Origin of the sequence: Bacillus sp. SKDU12 (assembly GCF_010093085.1) — a bacterium.
Lineage (GTDB): Bacteria > Bacillota > Bacilli > Bacillales > Bacillaceae > Bacillus > Bacillus mexicanus.
Genome location: NZ_MSRC01000006.1, coordinates 137,213 through 153,499 on the forward strand (window position 1 = coordinate 137,213; position 16,287 = coordinate 153,499).

The 16,287-nt window shown below is 44.8% G+C and carries 16 protein-coding genes and 2 pseudogenes; 9 read left to right on the forward strand and 9 right to left on the reverse strand.

Annotation, left to right across the window (positions count from 1 at the left end; genetic code table 11):
- Positions 1-2 precede the first annotated feature (2 nt).
- The 6 genes and pseudogenes from hemAT to phoE all read left to right on the forward strand — a co-directional run.
- Positions 3-377 (forward strand): annotated as a pseudogene (gene hemAT, locus BTW01_RS18675) (heme-based aerotactic transducer HemAT); the annotation flags it as partial.
- A gap of 9 nt (positions 378-386) precedes the next feature.
- Positions 387-1,184, forward strand: coding sequence for a methyl-accepting chemotaxis protein (locus tag BTW01_RS18680; RefSeq protein ID WP_419724062.1), 798 nt, complete (start codon positions 387-389; stop codon positions 1,182-1,184).
- A gap of 133 nt (positions 1,185-1,317) precedes the next feature.
- The gene (locus BTW01_RS05555) at positions 1,318-1,878 is read left to right on the forward strand and encodes a biotin transporter BioY (RefSeq protein ID WP_162102033.1); all 561 of its coding nucleotides are present in this window, start codon (positions 1,318-1,320) and stop codon (positions 1,876-1,878) included.
- Positions 1,879-1,884: 6 nt separating this feature from the next.
- Positions 1,885-3,327: an acyl-CoA synthetase gene (locus BTW01_RS05560; RefSeq protein WP_162102034.1), complete on the forward strand. Its 1,443-nt coding sequence runs from the start codon at positions 1,885-1,887 to the stop codon at positions 3,325-3,327.
- A complete protein-coding gene (locus tag BTW01_RS05565) occupies positions 3,324-4,418 on the forward strand; it encodes an acetyl-CoA C-acyltransferase (protein ID WP_162102035.1) in 1,095 nt (364 codons plus the stop codon). Before BTW01_RS05560 ends, BTW01_RS05565 begins: the two co-directional genes overlap by 4 nt.
- A gap of 70 nt (positions 4,419-4,488) precedes the next feature.
- Entirely contained in the window at positions 4,489-5,070 is a 582-nt protein-coding gene (phoE, locus tag BTW01_RS05570; protein WP_162102036.1) for a phosphatase PhoE, read from the forward strand.
- A 28-nt stretch (positions 5,071-5,098) separates the two neighbouring features.
- Here phoE and BTW01_RS05575 read toward each other — a convergent pair whose 3' ends face one another.
- The 4 genes and pseudogenes from BTW01_RS05575 to BTW01_RS05590 all read right to left on the reverse strand — a co-directional run bounded on the left by BTW01_RS05575 (position 5,099) and on the right by BTW01_RS05590 (position 8,347).
- The gene (locus tag BTW01_RS05575; RefSeq protein WP_162102037.1) at positions 5,099-6,070 is read right to left on the reverse strand and encodes an ABC transporter substrate-binding protein; all 972 of its coding nucleotides are present in this window, start codon (positions 6,068-6,070) and stop codon (positions 5,099-5,101) included.
- Positions 6,071-6,360: 290 nt separating this feature from the next.
- Positions 6,361-6,708, reverse strand: coding sequence for a hypothetical protein (locus tag BTW01_RS05580; RefSeq protein ID WP_162102038.1), 348 nt, complete (start codon positions 6,706-6,708; stop codon positions 6,361-6,363).
- A gap of 127 nt (positions 6,709-6,835) precedes the next feature.
- Positions 6,836-7,828 (reverse strand): acryloyl-CoA reductase, encoded by a 993-nt coding sequence (locus BTW01_RS05585; RefSeq protein ID WP_162102039.1) that lies wholly within the window; start codon positions 7,826-7,828, stop codon positions 6,836-6,838.
- A gap of 72 nt (positions 7,829-7,900) precedes the next feature.
- A pseudogene (locus BTW01_RS05590) lies at positions 7,901-8,347 on the reverse strand (N-acetyltransferase family protein).
- 440 nt (positions 8,348-8,787) lie between these two features.
- On the opposite strand from BTW01_RS05590, the gene BTW01_RS05595 reads away from it, so the two are divergent.
- Entirely contained in the window at positions 8,788-9,924 is a 1,137-nt protein-coding gene (locus BTW01_RS05595; protein ID WP_162102040.1) for a S8 family peptidase, read from the forward strand.
- A 53-nt stretch (positions 9,925-9,977) separates the two neighbouring features.
- On the opposite strand, the gene BTW01_RS05600 is transcribed toward BTW01_RS05595, so the two are convergent.
- On the reverse strand, positions 9,978-11,243 hold the full coding sequence (locus BTW01_RS05600) for a M48 family metallopeptidase (protein ID WP_162102041.1): 1,266 nt from the start codon (positions 11,241-11,243) through the stop codon (positions 9,978-9,980).
- A 149-nt stretch (positions 11,244-11,392) separates the two neighbouring features.
- Between BTW01_RS05600 and BTW01_RS05605 the strand changes: the two genes are divergently transcribed.
- The gene (locus BTW01_RS05605) at positions 11,393-11,788 is read left to right on the forward strand and encodes a hypothetical protein (protein WP_162102042.1); all 396 of its coding nucleotides are present in this window, start codon (positions 11,393-11,395) and stop codon (positions 11,786-11,788) included.
- Between the two features lie 40 nt (positions 11,789-11,828).
- On the opposite strand, the gene BTW01_RS05610 is transcribed toward BTW01_RS05605, so the two are convergent.
- From BTW01_RS05610 to BTW01_RS05625, 4 genes are all read right to left on the reverse strand, one after another.
- Positions 11,829-13,370, reverse strand: coding sequence for a fatty acid--CoA ligase family protein (locus tag BTW01_RS05610; protein ID WP_162102043.1), 1,542 nt, complete (start codon positions 13,368-13,370; stop codon positions 11,829-11,831).
- A 117-nt stretch (positions 13,371-13,487) separates the two neighbouring features.
- A complete protein-coding gene (locus BTW01_RS05615) occupies positions 13,488-14,132 on the reverse strand; it encodes an SDR family oxidoreductase (RefSeq protein ID WP_162102044.1) in 645 nt (214 codons plus the stop codon).
- A gap of 63 nt (positions 14,133-14,195) precedes the next feature.
- Positions 14,196-15,191 carry a lipoate--protein ligase LplJ gene (gene lplJ, locus BTW01_RS05620; RefSeq protein WP_162102045.1) on the reverse strand — a complete coding sequence of 332 codons (996 nt, stop codon included), beginning with the start codon at positions 15,189-15,191 and terminating at the stop codon, positions 14,196-14,198.
- A gap of 12 nt (positions 15,192-15,203) precedes the next feature.
- Positions 15,204-15,938 (reverse strand): MBL fold metallo-hydrolase, encoded by a 735-nt coding sequence (locus BTW01_RS05625; RefSeq protein ID WP_162102046.1) that lies wholly within the window; start codon positions 15,936-15,938, stop codon positions 15,204-15,206.
- 158 nt (positions 15,939-16,096) lie between these two features.
- On the opposite strand from BTW01_RS05625, the gene yhfH reads away from it, so the two are divergent.
- Complete coding sequence (gene yhfH / locus BTW01_RS05630; protein ID WP_274379691.1) at positions 16,097-16,231, forward strand: protein YhfH; 135 nt, start codon at positions 16,097-16,099, stop codon at positions 16,229-16,231.
- The last annotated feature ends 56 nt before the right edge of the window (positions 16,232-16,287 follow it).

The following is a 16,287-nucleotide window of genomic DNA, read 5'->3' on the forward strand; positions in this document are numbered from 1 at the left end:
AAATGGTCAGATTAGGAGATGCCGAGCTTTACGTTCTAGAGCAGCTTCAGCCATTAATTCAAGAAAACATTGTACACATCGTAGATGCGTTTTATAAAAACCTTGACCACGAAAGCTCATTGATGGATATCATCAATAACCACAGTTCAGTTGACCGTTTAAAACAAACGTTAAAACGGCATATTCAGGAAATGTTTTCCGGTGTTATCGATGATGAATTCATTGAAAAGCGAAATCGGATCGCCTCTATTCATTTAAAAATCGGACTTCTGCCAAAATGGTATATGGGCGCATTTCAAGAGCTTCTTTTGTCAATGATTAACATTTACGAAGCGTCGATTACAAATCAGCAAGAGCTGCTGAAAGCGATCAAGGCGACAACTAAAATCTTAAACTTAGAACAGCAGCTTGTCCTTGAATCATTTCAAAGCGAATACAACCACACACGTGATGAGCAAGAGGAAAAGAAAAACCTGCTTCATCAGAAGATTCAAGAAACCTCTGGGTCGATTGCCAATCTGTTTTCTGAAACGAGCAGGTCTGTTCAAGAGCTTGTAGATAAATCTGAGGACATTTCTGAAGCCTCCAAAGCTGGCACAGTGACATCCGGCACTGTTGAAGAAAAGTCGATCGGCGGAAAAAAAGAGCTTGAAAATCAGCAAAAACAGCTGGACAAAATTGATACAAGCCTTGTCCACATCGAAAAAGAAATGATTAAGCTGGATGAAATCGCACAGCAAATTGAAAAAATCTTCGGCATCGTCACAGGCATTGCTGAACAAACAAACCTCCTCTCACTCAATGCTTCTATCGAATCTGCCCGTGCCGGCGAACACGGCAAAGGCTTCGCCGTAGTGGCAAACGAAGTGCGAAAGCTTTCTGAGGACACGAAAAAAACCGTCTCTACTGTGTCTGAGCTTGTAAACAATACGAACACACAAATCAACATCGTGTCAAAACATATCAAAGATGTGAATGGGCTAGTTAGTGAAAGCAAAGAAAAAATGACGCAAATTAACCGCTTATTCGATGAAATTGTCTACAGCATGAAAACCAGCAAGGAGCAATCAGGCAAAATTGATGTCGATTTACAGGCCTTTCTTGGAGGGCTTCAGGAGGTCAGCCGCGCCGTTTCTCACGTGGCCGCTTCTGTTGATTCACTCGTCATTCTGACAGAAGAATAAACATCAAAACCGGTCTGCCATGCAGCCGGTTTTTTCACGCCTATAATGTTAACCAAAACGAAAAATAAGTTGACATAATAGCGGCCTGCCTTTATTGTATAACCATATTTTATTACTGTTTGGAGGATTTTACATGCTGAGACTAATAGACATGATGCATATTGCCATTTTTACCGCGTTGATGGCTGTGCTGGGTTTTATGCCCCCTCTCTTCTTATCCTTTACACCGGTGCCGATTACCTTGCAAACGCTTGGTGTGATGCTGGCAGGCAGCATCCTTAAACCTAAATCAGCTTTCTTAAGCCAGCTTGTCTTTTTGCTGCTGGTCGCCTTTGGAGCGCCGCTTTTGCCTGGCGGGCGAGGCGGATTTGGCGTTTTTTTCGGACCAAGCGCAGGCTTCTTAATCGCTTACCCTTTCGCTTCGGGGCTGATCAGTTTAGCTGTATGCAGACTGCGCCAGATCACTGTATGGCGTCTTTTTTTCACTCATATCGCATTTGGCATTATCTTCATTTATCTGCTCGGTATCCCTGTACAGGCTTTTATGCTGCATATTGATTTATCACAGGCCGCCTTCACAAGCCTTGTGTTTGTGCCTGGTGATCTGATCAAAGCGGCTTTATCTGCGTTTCTGGCGATAAAGGTCACTCAAGCCTTGTCTCTCTCTGATACGATGTTTACAAAAGGAGGCTGACATATCATGAGCATTACGCACCCCTATTCATCTATTGCCGAAGCATCGCCCTGCCGTATGGCGATCCAAACTGAAGCAGAGCAAATCACGTACTGGGATTGGGCTCGTCTTGTCTCTCAAACCGCAAATTTGCTGCGGTCGCTGCCAAACATTCCGAACCGTGTAGCGATCCTGCTCCCGAACAGCCCGGCGTTTTTACAGCTGTTTGCCGGAGCTGCAGCGGCAGGATGCACAGCAATCCCAATCGATACACGCTGGAGCGCGGCGGAATGCAAGGAACGGCTGTCCATAAGCGATGCGGATCTTTTGATTACTTCAGCCTTTTTCAAAAACAAACTAGCCGATAGCCAGACACCTGTTATGTTGCTGGATCACTGTATGGCGGACATTTCTGAGGCATCGGCTGATCCTGCACCTGTCATTCATCCAGAACAGCCCTTTTATATGGGGTTTACGTCAGGCTCGACAGGAAAACCGAAGGCCTTCACTCGATCTCACCGCTCATGGATGGAGAGCTTTGCGTGTACGGAAGCATCCTTTTCAATTTCATCACAGGATAAAGTTCTGATTCCCGGAACGTTAATCTCTTCTCACTTCCTATACGGGGCTATCAGCACTTTGTTTCTCGGAGGAACAGTTTGCTTGCTGAAAAAATTCTCTCCTGTTCAAACGAAGGAGTGGCTAAGCCGTGAATCCATCAGCGTTCTCTATACTGTTCCAACGATGACAGATGCCCTCTCTCGGATTAACGCCTTTCCGGACAGCTCACTTAAAATCATTTCATCTGGTGCAGACTGGCCGGCAGAATCTAAGAAAAAGCTTACCGCTGCATGGCCTCACCTCAAGCTATACGATTTTTACGGCACTTCAGAGCTTAGCTTTGTGACATATTCCTCGCCTGAAGACAGCAAACAGAAGCCGGATTCAGCCGGCCGCCCGTTTCACAATGTCCAGATTGAAATTCGCAATGCTGCGGGGGAATGCTGTCAGCCAGGAGAAATCGGAAAAATATTTGTCAAAAGCCCGATGCGGTTTTCCGGCTATGTCAACGGCAGCGCACCTGATGAATCCGGCTGGCTGACAGTTAATGATATGGGCTGTGTTGATGAGGATGGTTTTCTATACATATCAGGAAGAGAAAACGGCATGATCGTATATGGAGGGCTGAATATTTTCCCAGAAGAGGTTGAACGTATGCTTCTCTCATGTCCAGAGGTTGAAAACGCTGCTGTCGTTGGAATCCCAGACGAATATTGGGGAGAAATTGCTGTGGCTGTCATTCATGGAAACACGGATGCCAGAAAGCTGAAAGCCTGGTGCAAACAAAGGCTGGCATCCTATAAAATCCCGAAAAAATGGGTGTTCACAGACTGCCTGCCAGAAACGATCAGCGGAAAAATCGCCCGTTCCAGCGTGAAGAAGTGGCTAAAGGAGGATGCAATAACTTGAACGCAGTGATTGTTGATGCAAAACGCACGATTTTCGGAAAACAAAACGGACTGCTGAAGCCATTTCTCCCAGAGGATTTGGCGGCTCCTCTCATCAGCTGTCTCAGCCAAAAGCTAGAGGATCAAATTGACGAGGTGATTCTCGGAAACGCGACCGGCAGAGGCGGCAATCTCGCCAGGCTGTCAGCTCTCCAAGCCGGACTGCCTTTATCGGTTTCAGGTATGACGATTGACAGACAGTGCGGCTCCGGCCTTGAAGCTGTGCGCTATGCCTGCACTCTCATTCAAGCGGGAGCCGGTACGATGTATATCGCGGGCGGCTCAGAAAGCAGCAGCCAATCGCCTTTTTCAGAACGGGCCCGCTTTTCTCCTGATTTTATCGGCGATCCCGACATGGGCCTCGCAGCGGAATATACGGCAGCACGCTATTCCATCAGCAGAAGCATGCAGGATGAATATGCGCTTCTCAGCCATGAACGCAGCCGAAACGCGCATGATAGAGAATTTTACAGTGAAGAAATTGTTCCTCTCGGAGAATTAGAAACGGACGAAGCATTTCTGAAAAAACGGCCGATAGAAGCATTGATTTCCCGCGCAAAACCGGTTTTCGACACCAGCTCCGGAACAGTTACTGCGGCGAACAGCAGCGGTATCTCAGACGGAGCTGCCGCACTCCTTGTCATGGAAGAAGAAAAAGCGGCAGCGCTAGGACTTCAGCCTGTGCTCCGGTTTATCGGCAGTGCTGTCAGCGGGATTCACCCACAATATCCGTCCGCTGCACCAATTGATGCGATTCGTAATCTCTTCATCACACACAATCTAACACCTGACGATATCGATTTATATGAAATCAATGAAGCCTTTGCTGTCAAAATTTGTGTCTGCTCGCAAGAACTCGGCATCCCCTTTTCAAAAATCAATGTGTGCGGTGGTGCGTTAGCTCTCGGCCATCCGTACGGCGCATCAGGTGCAGCTCTTGTAACCAGATTGTTCTATGAAGTGCAAAGACGGACAGACTGTCAATATGCGGTTGCGGCCATCGGAAGCGGCGGCGGAATCGGACTGGCTTTATTATTTGAGATTCTGGCGTAGGCTTTTTCATAGGATGCGTTGCTTTGGTTTAGTATAATAGCGGTATGATCAAAGTCAGGAAGGGGATTTTATGACAGCCGTTTGCTTAGTAAGACATGGAGAAACTGATTGGAATCTGCAGCAAAAATGCCAAGGCAAAACCGATATCCCGCTAAACGCGACAGGTGAACGCCAAGCAAGAGAAACTGGAGAATACGTAAAGGATTTCACGTGGGATGTGATTGTCACGAGTCCGCTGAAAAGAGCAAAAAGAACCGCAGAAATCATTAACGAATTTCTGCATCTTCCAATTGTCGAAATGGATGATTTTAAGGAACGTGATTACGGCGATGCGGAGGGTATGCTGCTGGAAGAACGGACAAAGCGCTATCCGGATAAAATCTATCCGAATATGGAAACGCTGGAGGAGCTCACTGACAGGCTGATGGGCGGTTTGGTAAAAGTAAACCAGGCGTATCCAAATCAAAAGGTGCTGATCGTCGCGCACGGCGCAGCGATTCACGCACTGCTGACGGAAATTTCCGGCGGTGACCCAGATCTTCAAGGCACACGCCTTGTCAACGCCTGCCTCAGCAACATAGAATTTGCAGAAGAGAAATGGCGGATTAAAGACTATAATATAAACAACCACTTATCTGGTTTTATTAAATAAAACAGACAGGCATTCGCCTGTCTGTTTCTTATTTTTGAGCAGCCGGCATCTCCTTCTGAAGCTCATCCAAAATGGCATTCGCCCCATCCACACTGCGGCGCAGCGACCACACCGCGCGATCCACGTGGTACACATGTCCGTTTTTCACTGCCTTCAGTTTCTTCCAAAGCACATTCTTTTCAATCGGGCGTTTGCCGTCCGCATCGATGTCATCTGTTTTCCCTGTCATCAGAATGAGCACGTCCGGGTCTGTTTTCAGCAGCTGCTCCAGCGTCATCTTCATGTTCACTGAATCGCCGCCATTGCTTGATTCACTGTTTTCCGATGTGCTGATCGCATATCGATAGCCGGCCAATGTTAAAAGTCTTGATGTGAAGAAATTTTCATCTCTGGCCATAATCGTATCATTTGTATTTCCAATCAAAAGGACAGACTGGCTGTTAACATTGATTTTCCGCTTAGTCTCACTAAGCTTTTCTTCATGCGCTGTCAGCTTTTTCTCCATTACCTTCTCCTTGCCGACTGCTTTTGCAATCGTAAGGGAAGCGTCAATGGTATCCTGATAATCAGCGTTTAAGTTATCAAGCGCAATCGTCGGCGCAATTTTTTTCAGCTGGTCGTATATTTTCTTATGCCGGGTCGTGTCAGCAATAATGAAATCAGGCTCTAACGAAGCGATTTTTTCCATGCTTGGCTGTGAACGAGTGCCGACAGATGTGTAGCCGTTTATTTTCTTCAGCACATCCTTGTTGATCAGCTGCTTCGCTTTATTGTCATCGGCAACCCCGACAGGCGTAATACCGAGATCAAGCAGCGTATCGATAAAACCAAGCTCAAGTACAACAACCCGCTTCGGATTCTCAGGTACATTTGTCTTCCCTAAATCATGTGTGATTTCAACTTTATTTCCTTTGCTGTTTTGATTGCCGCTTGAAGATGAGCAGGCCGCTGTTAAAACAGAAAGAAGCAAAACTGTAACAATAATCAGCGATTTTTTCATATAGTCAAGTCTCCTGTATGCAGTTTCTAAGAATAACATATCCAAGAGATAGTATACCACGCAATGAGAATCATTATCACTATTTATTTTTAAATCGAGAAGAGAAAGTTCAGCTGATAGGAAAAACTGTTTCCCTCTATAGATTTCCTTCTAAATGCTTGTGTAGCCGATCGACTCCGTCTGCTTTTTGAATGATAATACGCCTGATGCAGGTTGCCATCGTTGCCTTTGTCGGTTTGTTGTTTATGTTGAATCGAAAAAACGAATCATCACTCTCTTTTTCTTGTTTATTATAAATAAATGACTAAAAAGCTAACAACAATAACCGCACAGACTTTATAGCCCAGCTCTTTTTTATTGAAAAGATAAAATAAAGATTGGATCCCAGAGCTAATGATAAACGCATGAAAAAAGTACTCAAATGTGAATGGGAATCCTTGAAAAACAAACTGCATGAAAAGGGCTATTCCGGATAGATAAAACCAGCCATGATCATTAAAGATGTTTTTCATTTCTAATTTGGCTTCATCAGATGAAGATATAGAAACATGTTCAATCGACAACTCTCTTTTTAGAGTTAAAAAGCCAGCTGCAAGAACCGATAATCCTAAAATGAGCTGAATAATCACCCCATACATAACATTCCTCCACTTAAAAATTTAGAAAGGAGCTAAGAAACGTCTATTTATGTCTATATCATAGCTTCACATTATACACACAAAAAAGCTTGCAGAAAAACCTTCCTTTCTCTGCAAGCTGGTTCTGTTAAAGCTTCACAATCACTCTTCCTTGAAGACGATTATGCAAAATATCTTTTAGCGCATCCGGCGCTTCGTCCAATGAAGCTTCTCTGTCTACGATAGTCAGCAGCTGATCAGGCTTAAGGTCAGAAGACATGCGGTCCCAAACTGCCGCTCTGACATCCATTGGACAGTACACTGAATCGATTCCGAGCAGGCTGATCCCGCGAAGAATAAATGGGTACACCGTTGCAGGAACCTCTCCCCCGCCCGTTAAACCGCTTACCGCAACAGCTCCGCCATATTGGATTTTGCTTAAAAGCGAGGCCAGCGGTTTTCCGCCAACAGGATCGACCGCTCCCTGCCATTGCTGCTTGGACAGTGCCTTAAGCGTTCCGTCATAGACCTCTTCCCTGCTGATCACTTCGCTTGCGCCGAGACGCTTCAAATAACCAGCCGCCTCCCGGTTTCCAGTGCTTGCCGCCACCTCATAGCCCCGCTTGTTCAGCATCGATACCGCAATTCCGCCGACACCGCCGGTTGCTCCTGTGACAAGCACACTCCCTTTTTCAGGAGAAAGGCCATTTTGTTCGAGCCGGTGCACCGATAGTGCCGCAGTAAATCCGGCCGTTCCGTACACCATCGCTTCTTTTAAAGTAAGATTCGCTGGCAGAGGCACCAGCCAATCACCAGGCACTGAAGCATATTCACTTAATCCGCCATGGCGGGAGACACCGAGCTCATAGCTTGTCGCGATCACCTCATCACCTTCTGCAAAGCGCGGATCATTGGAAGAGACAACCGTACCCGCAGCGTCAATGCCCAATATAAGCGGATACTCTTTGACAATATTGCCGCCTGCTTTTCCAGCCAAGCCATCTTTATAATTAATGCCGGAATAAGCAATTTTAATCAAGACACCGTCTTTTGGCAACTCCTCTGTTGACATGGTTTTCACATGAACTGAAACATCATCGGCTTGTTTCTCTGCCAGCAAAGCTTGAAATAACGTTGACATTCGGCACACTCCTTTTTATTTCTATCGTAACCGAAGAACGTCCAAAAAACCAAATCATCAAGCTCTCGTTTTTCACTTAGCCGGCACATTGAGATGAGTGAACAAATGCAGTTTCCTCTTCGTAACCGTTTTGCCCATATAAACTTCTTGCCGTCCGATTGTGGTGTTAAGTTTTAAGCGATAAAAGTTTGCCCCATTTTCTGCAGCAAAATCCTTTACGGCAGACAGTAGCCGCCCGCCGGCTCCCTTTGTTCGCGCCTGAAGTGCCGCAAATAAGTCATTTCATATGTAGATTCTTTTCATTGACACAGAAGAAAACGTTAGGTAGAGCTGGGTAAAACCTATGAATTCCCCACTTTCTTCCGCGATTAAAATAATAGACTCGTCATATTCCAGACGCGCTTTCAAAAAAGCCTCTGCCTCCCCCAGATCGGACGCCTGCTTATAAAATCCCCGATACTGGTCAAACAGCGGCGCGATGGCTGCTGTATCTGATGTCTTTGCTTGGCGAATCTTCATTTTATTTCTTCCTCCTTCTCTAACATCGTTTCATTTTATTTTTTGTGGGAATTTCTATAAAGTTTATTTTTTAAAATACTTTTATCAAATTACACAGAAAAAATATCACAATAGTATTCAATACCATTACAAAAACAAGTGCAGGCCATTCGCATTATTTTTTTCGACAGGGATTTTCGGGACTCAGGAGCATTTAACCTGAAAATAAATCAGATTCCAACGTAATGAACATTTGCTCATGTCTATTTTCGCTTTTTCCTGTCTAAAACTAGTTATTTCGAGCCTCTACGGAAATAACGAGAGATGATATACCTAAATAGAGATAAAATCATTTCAAAAAAATGGGTCTACTAAAATATGGGTTCATCTATTACAATAAATTAACAGAATAGTCTCCAAAATGAGTCTAATCTGAATTTTCTAAAAGGAGAGGGTAAAGAGTGAAAAGCAAAAAATTGTGGATCAGTTTGTTGTTTGCGTTAACATTAGTTTTTACGATGGCGTTCAGCAACATGTCTGCGCAGGCTTCCGGTAAAAACAGTACAGAAAAGAAGTACATTGTCGGATTTAAACAGACAATGAGCACCGCCAAGAAAAAGGATATTATTTCTGAGAAAGGCGGAAAAGTTCAAAAGCAGTTTAAATATGTTAACGCAGCCTCAGCAACATTGGATCAGAAAGCTGTAAAAGAAATAAAACAAGATTCCAGTGTTGCATATGTGGAAGAAGATCATATCGCACATGAATATGCGCAAACTGTTCCTTACGGCATTTCTCAAATTAAAGCGCCGGCTCTTCACTCTCAAGGCTACACAGGCACTAACGTAAAAGTGGCCGTTATTGACAGCGGAATTGACTCTTCTCATCCTGACTTAAACGTCAAAGGAGGAGCAAGCTTCGTCCCTTCTGAACCAAGCCCATACCAAGACGGCAGTTCTCACGGCACGCATGTAGCCGGTACGATCGCCGCTCTTAATAACTCAATTGGTGTACTGGGCGTAGCGCCAAACGCCTCTTTATATGCAGTAAAAGTTCTTGATTCAGCAGGAAGCGGCCAATATAGCTGGATTATTAATGGTATTGAGTGGGCGATTTCAAACAAAGTGAACGTGATTAACATGAGCCTTGGCGGACCTTCAGGTTCTGCAGCGCTGCAAACAGTTGTTGATAAAGCCGTTTCCAGCGGTATTGTAGTTGTTGCCGCAGCCGGAAACTCAGGCTCGTCCGGAAGCTCAAGCACAGTCGGCTATCCTGCAAAATATCCGTCTGCTATTGCGGTAGGTGCGGTAAACAGCAGCAGCCAAAGAGCGTCATTCTCAAGCGTGGGTCCTGAGCTGGATGTGATGGCTCCAGGCGTAGCCATCCAAAGCACACTTCCTAGAGGCGCATACGGCTCCAACAACGGAACATCAATGGCATCGCCTCACGTTGCCGGCGCAGCTGCGTTAATTCTTTCTAAGCACCCGACTTGGACAAACACGCAAGTCCGTAATCGTTTAGAGAGTACCGCAACACCTCTTGGAAACTCTTTCTACTATGGAAAAGGCTTAATCAATGTAGAAGCAGCTGCACGATAATATAAAAAAGAAGCAGGTTCCTCCATACCTGCTTCTTTTTACTTGCCATCATCCTATTGCTCCGCCTCATTCTCTTCTTTTTCCGCGTGTTGAATCCGTTCCATGATCGAAGGGTGGCTGCCCCTGAAAATCTTTACAAGCATCGGAGGATCAACCTGGCTGAGACCCGTCACAGCTAAATCCTGAAACGTTTTAACAGCGGCTTCTCTGTTTTCCGTCAGCCTAATCCCATACTGGTCTGCCTGATTTTCCTCATAACGCGAAACCGCATTAGAAAAAGGCATGACCGCAAAGCTCAAAAGAGACACCAAAAGCAATAACAGCGGCAATGCTGCAAGGTCCCGACTTCCCTCCAAATGAAACATGCTGCGGGTAAGGCGAACCGTCCGCTTATAAAGCTTATCAATGACATAAAACCCGGCGAGCGACACGAGCAAATAACCGACCAGTCCGATATAGACGTGCTTCATGACATAATGACCCATTTCGTGGCCCATAATAAAGAGAATTTCTGAATCATCAAGCTTGTTTAGCGTTGTATCCCACAATACAATCCGTTTGTTAGCCCCGATCCCAGTGACATAGGCATTAAGCGCATTTGTTTTTTCAGACATGTTCACTTCATATACATGATCAGCGGGAATATTGGCTTCTTCCGCCAAATCTAAAATTTTGCTTTCAAGCTCTTTATTTTTCAGCGGATAAAAATCATTGTATAAAGGATCAATAATAACAGGCTGAATAAAAAACAGAAACAGCGAAAACGGCACTGTTAACAGCCAAGCGTATAACCACCATTTTTTTTCACGCCTTTTGATCAGCCAATAAAACAAGAGAACGCAAAGCGTAAAGATCGGAAAGCTGATCCAAAAATCTATGGCCTGATCCTTAGCCCAGCTGGCCGCTGTCTGTGTGGAAATGTTGTAGTTAAGCGACACTTGATAGCCTATCCATTCTAAAGGCAGCGTCACCAACGTTGTGATCAGCGACAGCACAAACACAAAACAAACGATCTGCAAAAACCGAAAAGGCACGGCCGCTTCCATCCACTTCTTGATTTTCTTTGACGTGCCGCTGACAAGCAATACAAAGAACAAAAACCAATCAAGCGGAAGCCCGATAAAAAATAAAAAATTCTTTACATTCGAATACCGCTCAGCCACTGCCAATTCAGACGGCTTCATGAAAGAAGCCGGGTCAGCCTGTGTTCCTTTCACAGCCTCCGGTACTGCAGAATCACCAGAAAGGAAAAAATACCAATAAAAAAACAGCCCGTACAGCACGTAAGCAAGCCCTGCTGCCGCAATCCACTTGCGCATAACGTCTCACTCCTCACATCAACCCGTTACTTCTATTGTAATCATAAATGCAAGTTCTTAGAACCAAGCTGTAGGTTCGCACTTTTCCGTCCATTTAAGCATGGAAAACCTGATTGCTGGGAAAACTAACAATGTTTGGAGTGATGCAAATGAAAAAAATAGTGGCAGCCATCGTGGTTATCGGTCTTGTGTTTATTGCATTTTTCTATCTTTACAGTCGGTCAGGCGATGTGTATCAATCGGTGGACGCGGATTTAATCACGCTGTCTTCAAGCAGTCAGGAAAAAATCGAGATCGAAAAAAGACAGCACGTCAAAGATATGCTGGACATTATGAATCAGGGAAAACAGCTGAAGCCAGAAAAAATGTCACCCCCTGATTACGAAGGGACAATCAAGTTTCATAAAGACCGGTACGACTCATTCAGGCTTTGGATTGACGGCAGCCAAGAAGCCGTTTATTTGAAGGACGGGACATACTACAAATTAAACAAACACGATACGAAGGCGATGCGAGACATTATGAAAAAAGAAGCAAAGGATTAAAACTGAAAAAAGCGAAGCCCACCGCTTCGCTTTTTTCCTATTAATGAGGCAAAATATCTTTCAGTGCCCGTCTGAGCATTTTTCCTGTCGCATTTTTCGGAATCTCGTCAAGAAACGTAATGACAGCAGGTCGTTTGTATTTTGCAAGATGTTTTTCACAATGCGTAATGATATCTGCTTCTGTTACCCCAGAATGTTTCGGCACCACATATCCATTTACCGCTTCCCCGCTTTGAGCGTCTGGCACACCAATGACAACCGCCTCCTTAACATCGGGGTGACTGTAGAGCACCTCCTCCACCTCACGCGGATAGACGTTGTATCCTCCTACAATGATCATGTCCTTTTTTCGGTCAACAATGTAAAAATAGCCGTCCTCATCCCGTCTCGCCAAATCTCCCGTATACAGCCACCCGTCTTTTAAGGCGTTCTTTGTTTCCATTGGCATTTTATAATAGCCTTTCATCACATTAGGGCCTTTCACAATTAATTCACCTACTTGGTGAGCGGGCAGCTCGTGTCCGAGCGGATCTACGACTTTGTTTTCGACATGCAGGATACTTGTCCCGACGGAACCCGGCTTTCTGCCTCTGTCAAACGGGTTAAAGCACGTGACAGGTGAAGCTTCCGAAAGTCCGTAGCCTTCTAAAATGGTCACTCCGAATTTTTCTTCAAATGCGGTCAGCAGCGTGACTGGCATCGCTGCACCTCCCGAGATGCACAGCCGGATGGAAGAAAAGTCATCTTCCTTTCCGTTTTCATGCTGAAACAAGTAATTATACATTGTAGGTACACCGGCAAAAATGGTCGCCTGCCTCTCTTTCACAAGCTGAAAAACAGATGTCGGACTAAACTGAGGCTCAACCAAGACAGTTGCGCCGCTCATCAGCGGGGCATTCATACAGACGGTTAAACAAAACACGTGAAACATCGGAAGAGCACAGACCACATTGTCCTTCTCATCCATCCCCAAATAACCGGCGACATCGTTGGCATTGCTGTACAAATTTTGATGGGTCAGCATGGCGCCTTTCGGTTTTCCGGTTGTTCCTGACGTGTATAAAATAACTGCGGTATCATCAAGGACAAGCTTTGGGCTTTGTTTAGAGGCATATGTCGAGCGCAACATTTTTGCAAACGTTGTCATTTTCATTTTGACCTCTGGATCGGAAGCTTCCGGCTCGGCATCTCCCGTCTGGCATAAAATGACGAGCTCAACCTTTGGCAGTGATTCATGCATGCTTTCATAAAGCGGTAAAAGCTGATCAACGCCAACGATTGCTTTTACATCACCATTTGTCAGCATATAACCGATTTCTGTCGGTGTGTACAGCGGATTGATAGGCACAGCCACGATTCCAGCCTTTAACGCGCCAAAAAACGCGATCATAAAATCCGGCGAATTGCCAAGCAGCAAAGCGAGATGGTCCCCTTTCTCCATACCGGCTTCCTGAAGGCCTTGTGCAAAGCGCTGAATTCTTTCATTCAGCTCCTGATACGTCATGATGTGATCCTTAAACCTGCATGCGATGCTATCGGGCTTCTCAGATGCTGTCTCTTCCAATCGCGAAACGAGATTCATTCTCCCACCCCTTAAAGTGAATGAATAGTCATTCATTATTGAAGAAAAGCTTGCCCCTTCATTATAGAGAAACAGAAAAAAACACTCAAGAGCAAAAAGCCCTGAGTGTCAGTACTGTTATAGTTTCTTTAACGCTTCAGCAATCGGCGTATCTCCCTCTGTCAGATCAAAGGCCCGATTTTCCGTATTGGCTTCATCTAAAGAAGCAATAACCGTTTTCGCAACATCTTCACGGGAGATATATCCCCGCTCAAGATCAGCTGCTGCTGAAACAGCCCCTGTTCCAGGCTCATCGCGAAGGCCTCCCGGGCGGATAATCGTATACGTTAAACCGCTTGCTTCCAGAATTTTATCAGCATAATGCTTGGCCACATAATAAGGTTTAAGTGATTCATTCCAATTTTCACGGTTGTGGGCTTGCAGGGCGCTGACCATAATAAATCGTTTGATTCCCGCGATATCCGCAGCTTCAATCGCTTTTGCCGCTCCATCCAAATCTACAAGAAGCGTTTTATCATCGCCTGTGCTGCCGCCGGAACCCGCTGTAAAAATGATCGCATCACAGCCTTTTGCCGCGGCGGCGATTTCTTCCGGGCTGCCCTCCAGATTCGCAAGCACAGCTTCTGCACCGGCAGCTTCGAGAGACGCTTTCTGCTCTTCTTTTCTGACCATCGCTCTGACAGAATGATCAGGGTTATCTTGGAATAAAGATACGAGTCTTTGACCGATTTTTCCGTTCGCTCCGATTAAAAACACTTTCATAAGAATCCCTCCTGTCTTCATTATTTCAAAAACACAGCCGCTCTTTCAAACAATGTGTTTTGCTTAATATATCAGATCAAGGAAATCTTCTTTCGTAATATTCCCAAAGTAATGCTTGAGATTCACACCTTCCAGCACATCAGCGATGACGCTGCGTTCATATTGTTTTCCGACCAGCAGGTTTTCCATTTCGGATACATCCCCAACACCGAAGAAGTCCCCAAAGATTTTACAATCCTCAATTTTGCCTTTCTTGACTTCCAGACGCAAATCAATCGACCCGATCGGGTAACGTTTCGAGTGATTGAGATTAAATTTCGGTGAACGGCCGTAGTTCCAATCCCAATTCTGATAGCGCTCTTTCGAAATTTGATGAATGACCTCCCAATCTTTTTCCGTCAGCTTATACTCCGGCACGTTCCCAATATCATTTGTGTTGAAAATATGGCGAAGCAAATGGCTTCGGAATTCTTCAGTCGTCATTTTATCATCGAGAAACTCACTGATGTTTGCTACGCGGCTTCTAATCGACTTGATGCCTTTTGATTCAATTTTATCCTTTTTCACCTTTAATGCTGACACAACATGATCAATGGCTGAATCAAACATGAGAGTGCCGTGGCTGAAGATGCGTCCTTTTGTCGCAAACTGAGCGTTTCCGGATATTTTCCGGCCGCCCGCTACAATGTCGTTTCTCCCGCTTAATTCCGCTTCAACTCCAATCTGGCGCAACGCCTGAATGACCGGCTCAGTGAACTTTTTGAAGTTATGAAAGCTGTCCCCGTCATCTTTTGTGATAAAGCTGAAGTTTAAGTTCCCCAGATCATGATACACAGCGCCTCCGCCTGATAAACGGCGGACGACGATAATTCCGTTATCCTCTACATATTTTGTATTGATTTCTTCTATTGTATTTTGGTTTTTTCCAATGATAATAGAAGGCTGATTCACATAAAAGAGCAGGTATGGCTGTTTAGGGTCTAAATGCTTTACACAGTACTCCTCAATAGCAAGATTAATCCGCGGATCGTTGATGTTTTGATTGTCGATAAATAACATGATGCTCCTCCTTTATCCTTCCCACACAAAACCTGATTTCGCAATATTCACTTCACCGTTAAAAACGGTTTTCGCTTCTTCGCGAAGCTTGTCATGCGCGCCGAAATGCGGCAAATGCGTCAGCAGCAATTCTCCCGCTCCTGCTTCTTTTGCTATCCGTCCGGCTTCCAGGCTGTTCATATGGCCAGCGCTTGTTCCGTCCTGACCAGCATAAAAATTGCATTCTGAGATCAATAAATCGGCATTTTCCGAAAACGGAATAAAAGAATCCTGGTAGCTGGAATCAGCGGTATATACGACAGTATGGCTGCCGTCAGTAATCCGCATGGCATAACACGTGACCGGATGAATCGTTTTTAAAAAAGTGATCGTAAACGGACCAACAACCAGCGGCTGCTCCGGCTGATAGGCGATTCCCTTCGTATGTGTTTTATATGTAAGCTTTTGAAACTGTTCTATATCAGCATCATGTCCGTAAATCGGAAGCGTATGCTCTCCTTTGCCCAGAAACGAACCGACTTGTTTGGCAAATTGCAGCGGCCCTATGTCAGCGATATGGTCATGATGATAATGAGACAGAATGACCGCATCAAGCTTTTCCGCCGGCACATATCCGAACAGCTTAGATAATACGGCACTGCCGCAATCAACAAGCAGAGAGTAATCACCTGACTGAAATAAATAACCTGACGTCGCTTCATTTGCGGCCGGAAAACCGCCATAGCATCCGATAACTGTAAATTTCATAATGTCCTCCTATCTTTTCAAGAAAATTGATCCTCCTTCAATATACCCATTTTTCTAAAAAAAAGCATGTTTTACACATTGTATCAAAACAGATATTGATTTTTACAACCTGTTATATTACAATAAAGTCACTTCAAATTAAGAAAGAGGGATTGGTTATGCTGGGAAAAATCACAGAATTTTTTAGAAACCTACCTTCGAAAAAGTGCGCGGAATGCGGAAAAAAGATAGAAGAGCAGCATGATTGTTACGGCAATATCTGCAATGACTGTATAAAAGTAAACGATTTGTAAAAGAGCAAAATCCCGCGCATCACATGCGGGATTTTCTTTATTTTCAAACAATTTTT

Coding starts and splice junctions, on each gene's coding strand:
- BTW01_RS05555 (WP_162102033.1), top strand. CDS start 1,318: ATGCTGAGACTAATAGACATGATGCATATTGCCATTTTTACCGCGTTG.
- BTW01_RS05560 (WP_162102034.1), top strand. CDS start 1,885: ATGAGCATTACGCACCCCTATTCATCTATTGCCGAAGCATCGCCCTGC.
- phoE (WP_162102036.1), top strand. CDS start 4,489: ATGACAGCCGTTTGCTTAGTAAGACATGGAGAAACTGATTGGAATCTG.
- BTW01_RS05575 (WP_162102037.1), bottom strand. CDS start 6,070: ATGAAAAAATCGCTGATTATTGTTACAGTTTTGCTTCTTTCTGTTTTA.
- BTW01_RS05580 (WP_162102038.1), bottom strand. CDS start 6,708: ATGTATGGGGTGATTATTCAGCTCATTTTAGGATTATCGGTTCTTGCA.
- BTW01_RS05585 (WP_162102039.1), bottom strand. CDS start 7,828: ATGTCAACGTTATTTCAAGCTTTGCTGGCAGAGAAACAAGCCGATGAT.
- BTW01_RS05600 (WP_162102041.1), bottom strand. CDS start 11,243: ATGCGCAAGTGGATTGCGGCAGCAGGGCTTGCTTACGTGCTGTACGGG.
- BTW01_RS05605 (WP_162102042.1), top strand. CDS start 11,393: ATGAAAAAAATAGTGGCAGCCATCGTGGTTATCGGTCTTGTGTTTATT.
- BTW01_RS05610 (WP_162102043.1), bottom strand. CDS start 13,370: ATGAATCTCGTTTCGCGATTGGAAGAGACAGCATCTGAGAAGCCCGAT.
- BTW01_RS05615 (WP_162102044.1), bottom strand. CDS start 14,132: ATGAAAGTGTTTTTAATCGGAGCGAACGGAAAAATCGGTCAAAGACTC.
- lplJ (WP_162102045.1), bottom strand. CDS start 15,191: ATGTTATTTATCGACAATCAAAACATCAACGATCCGCGGATTAATCTT.
- BTW01_RS05625 (WP_162102046.1), bottom strand. CDS start 15,938: ATGAAATTTACAGTTATCGGATGCTATGGCGGTTTTCCGGCCGCAAAT.
- yhfH (WP_274379691.1), top strand. CDS start 16,097: ATGCTGGGAAAAATCACAGAATTTTTTAGAAACCTACCTTCGAAAAAG.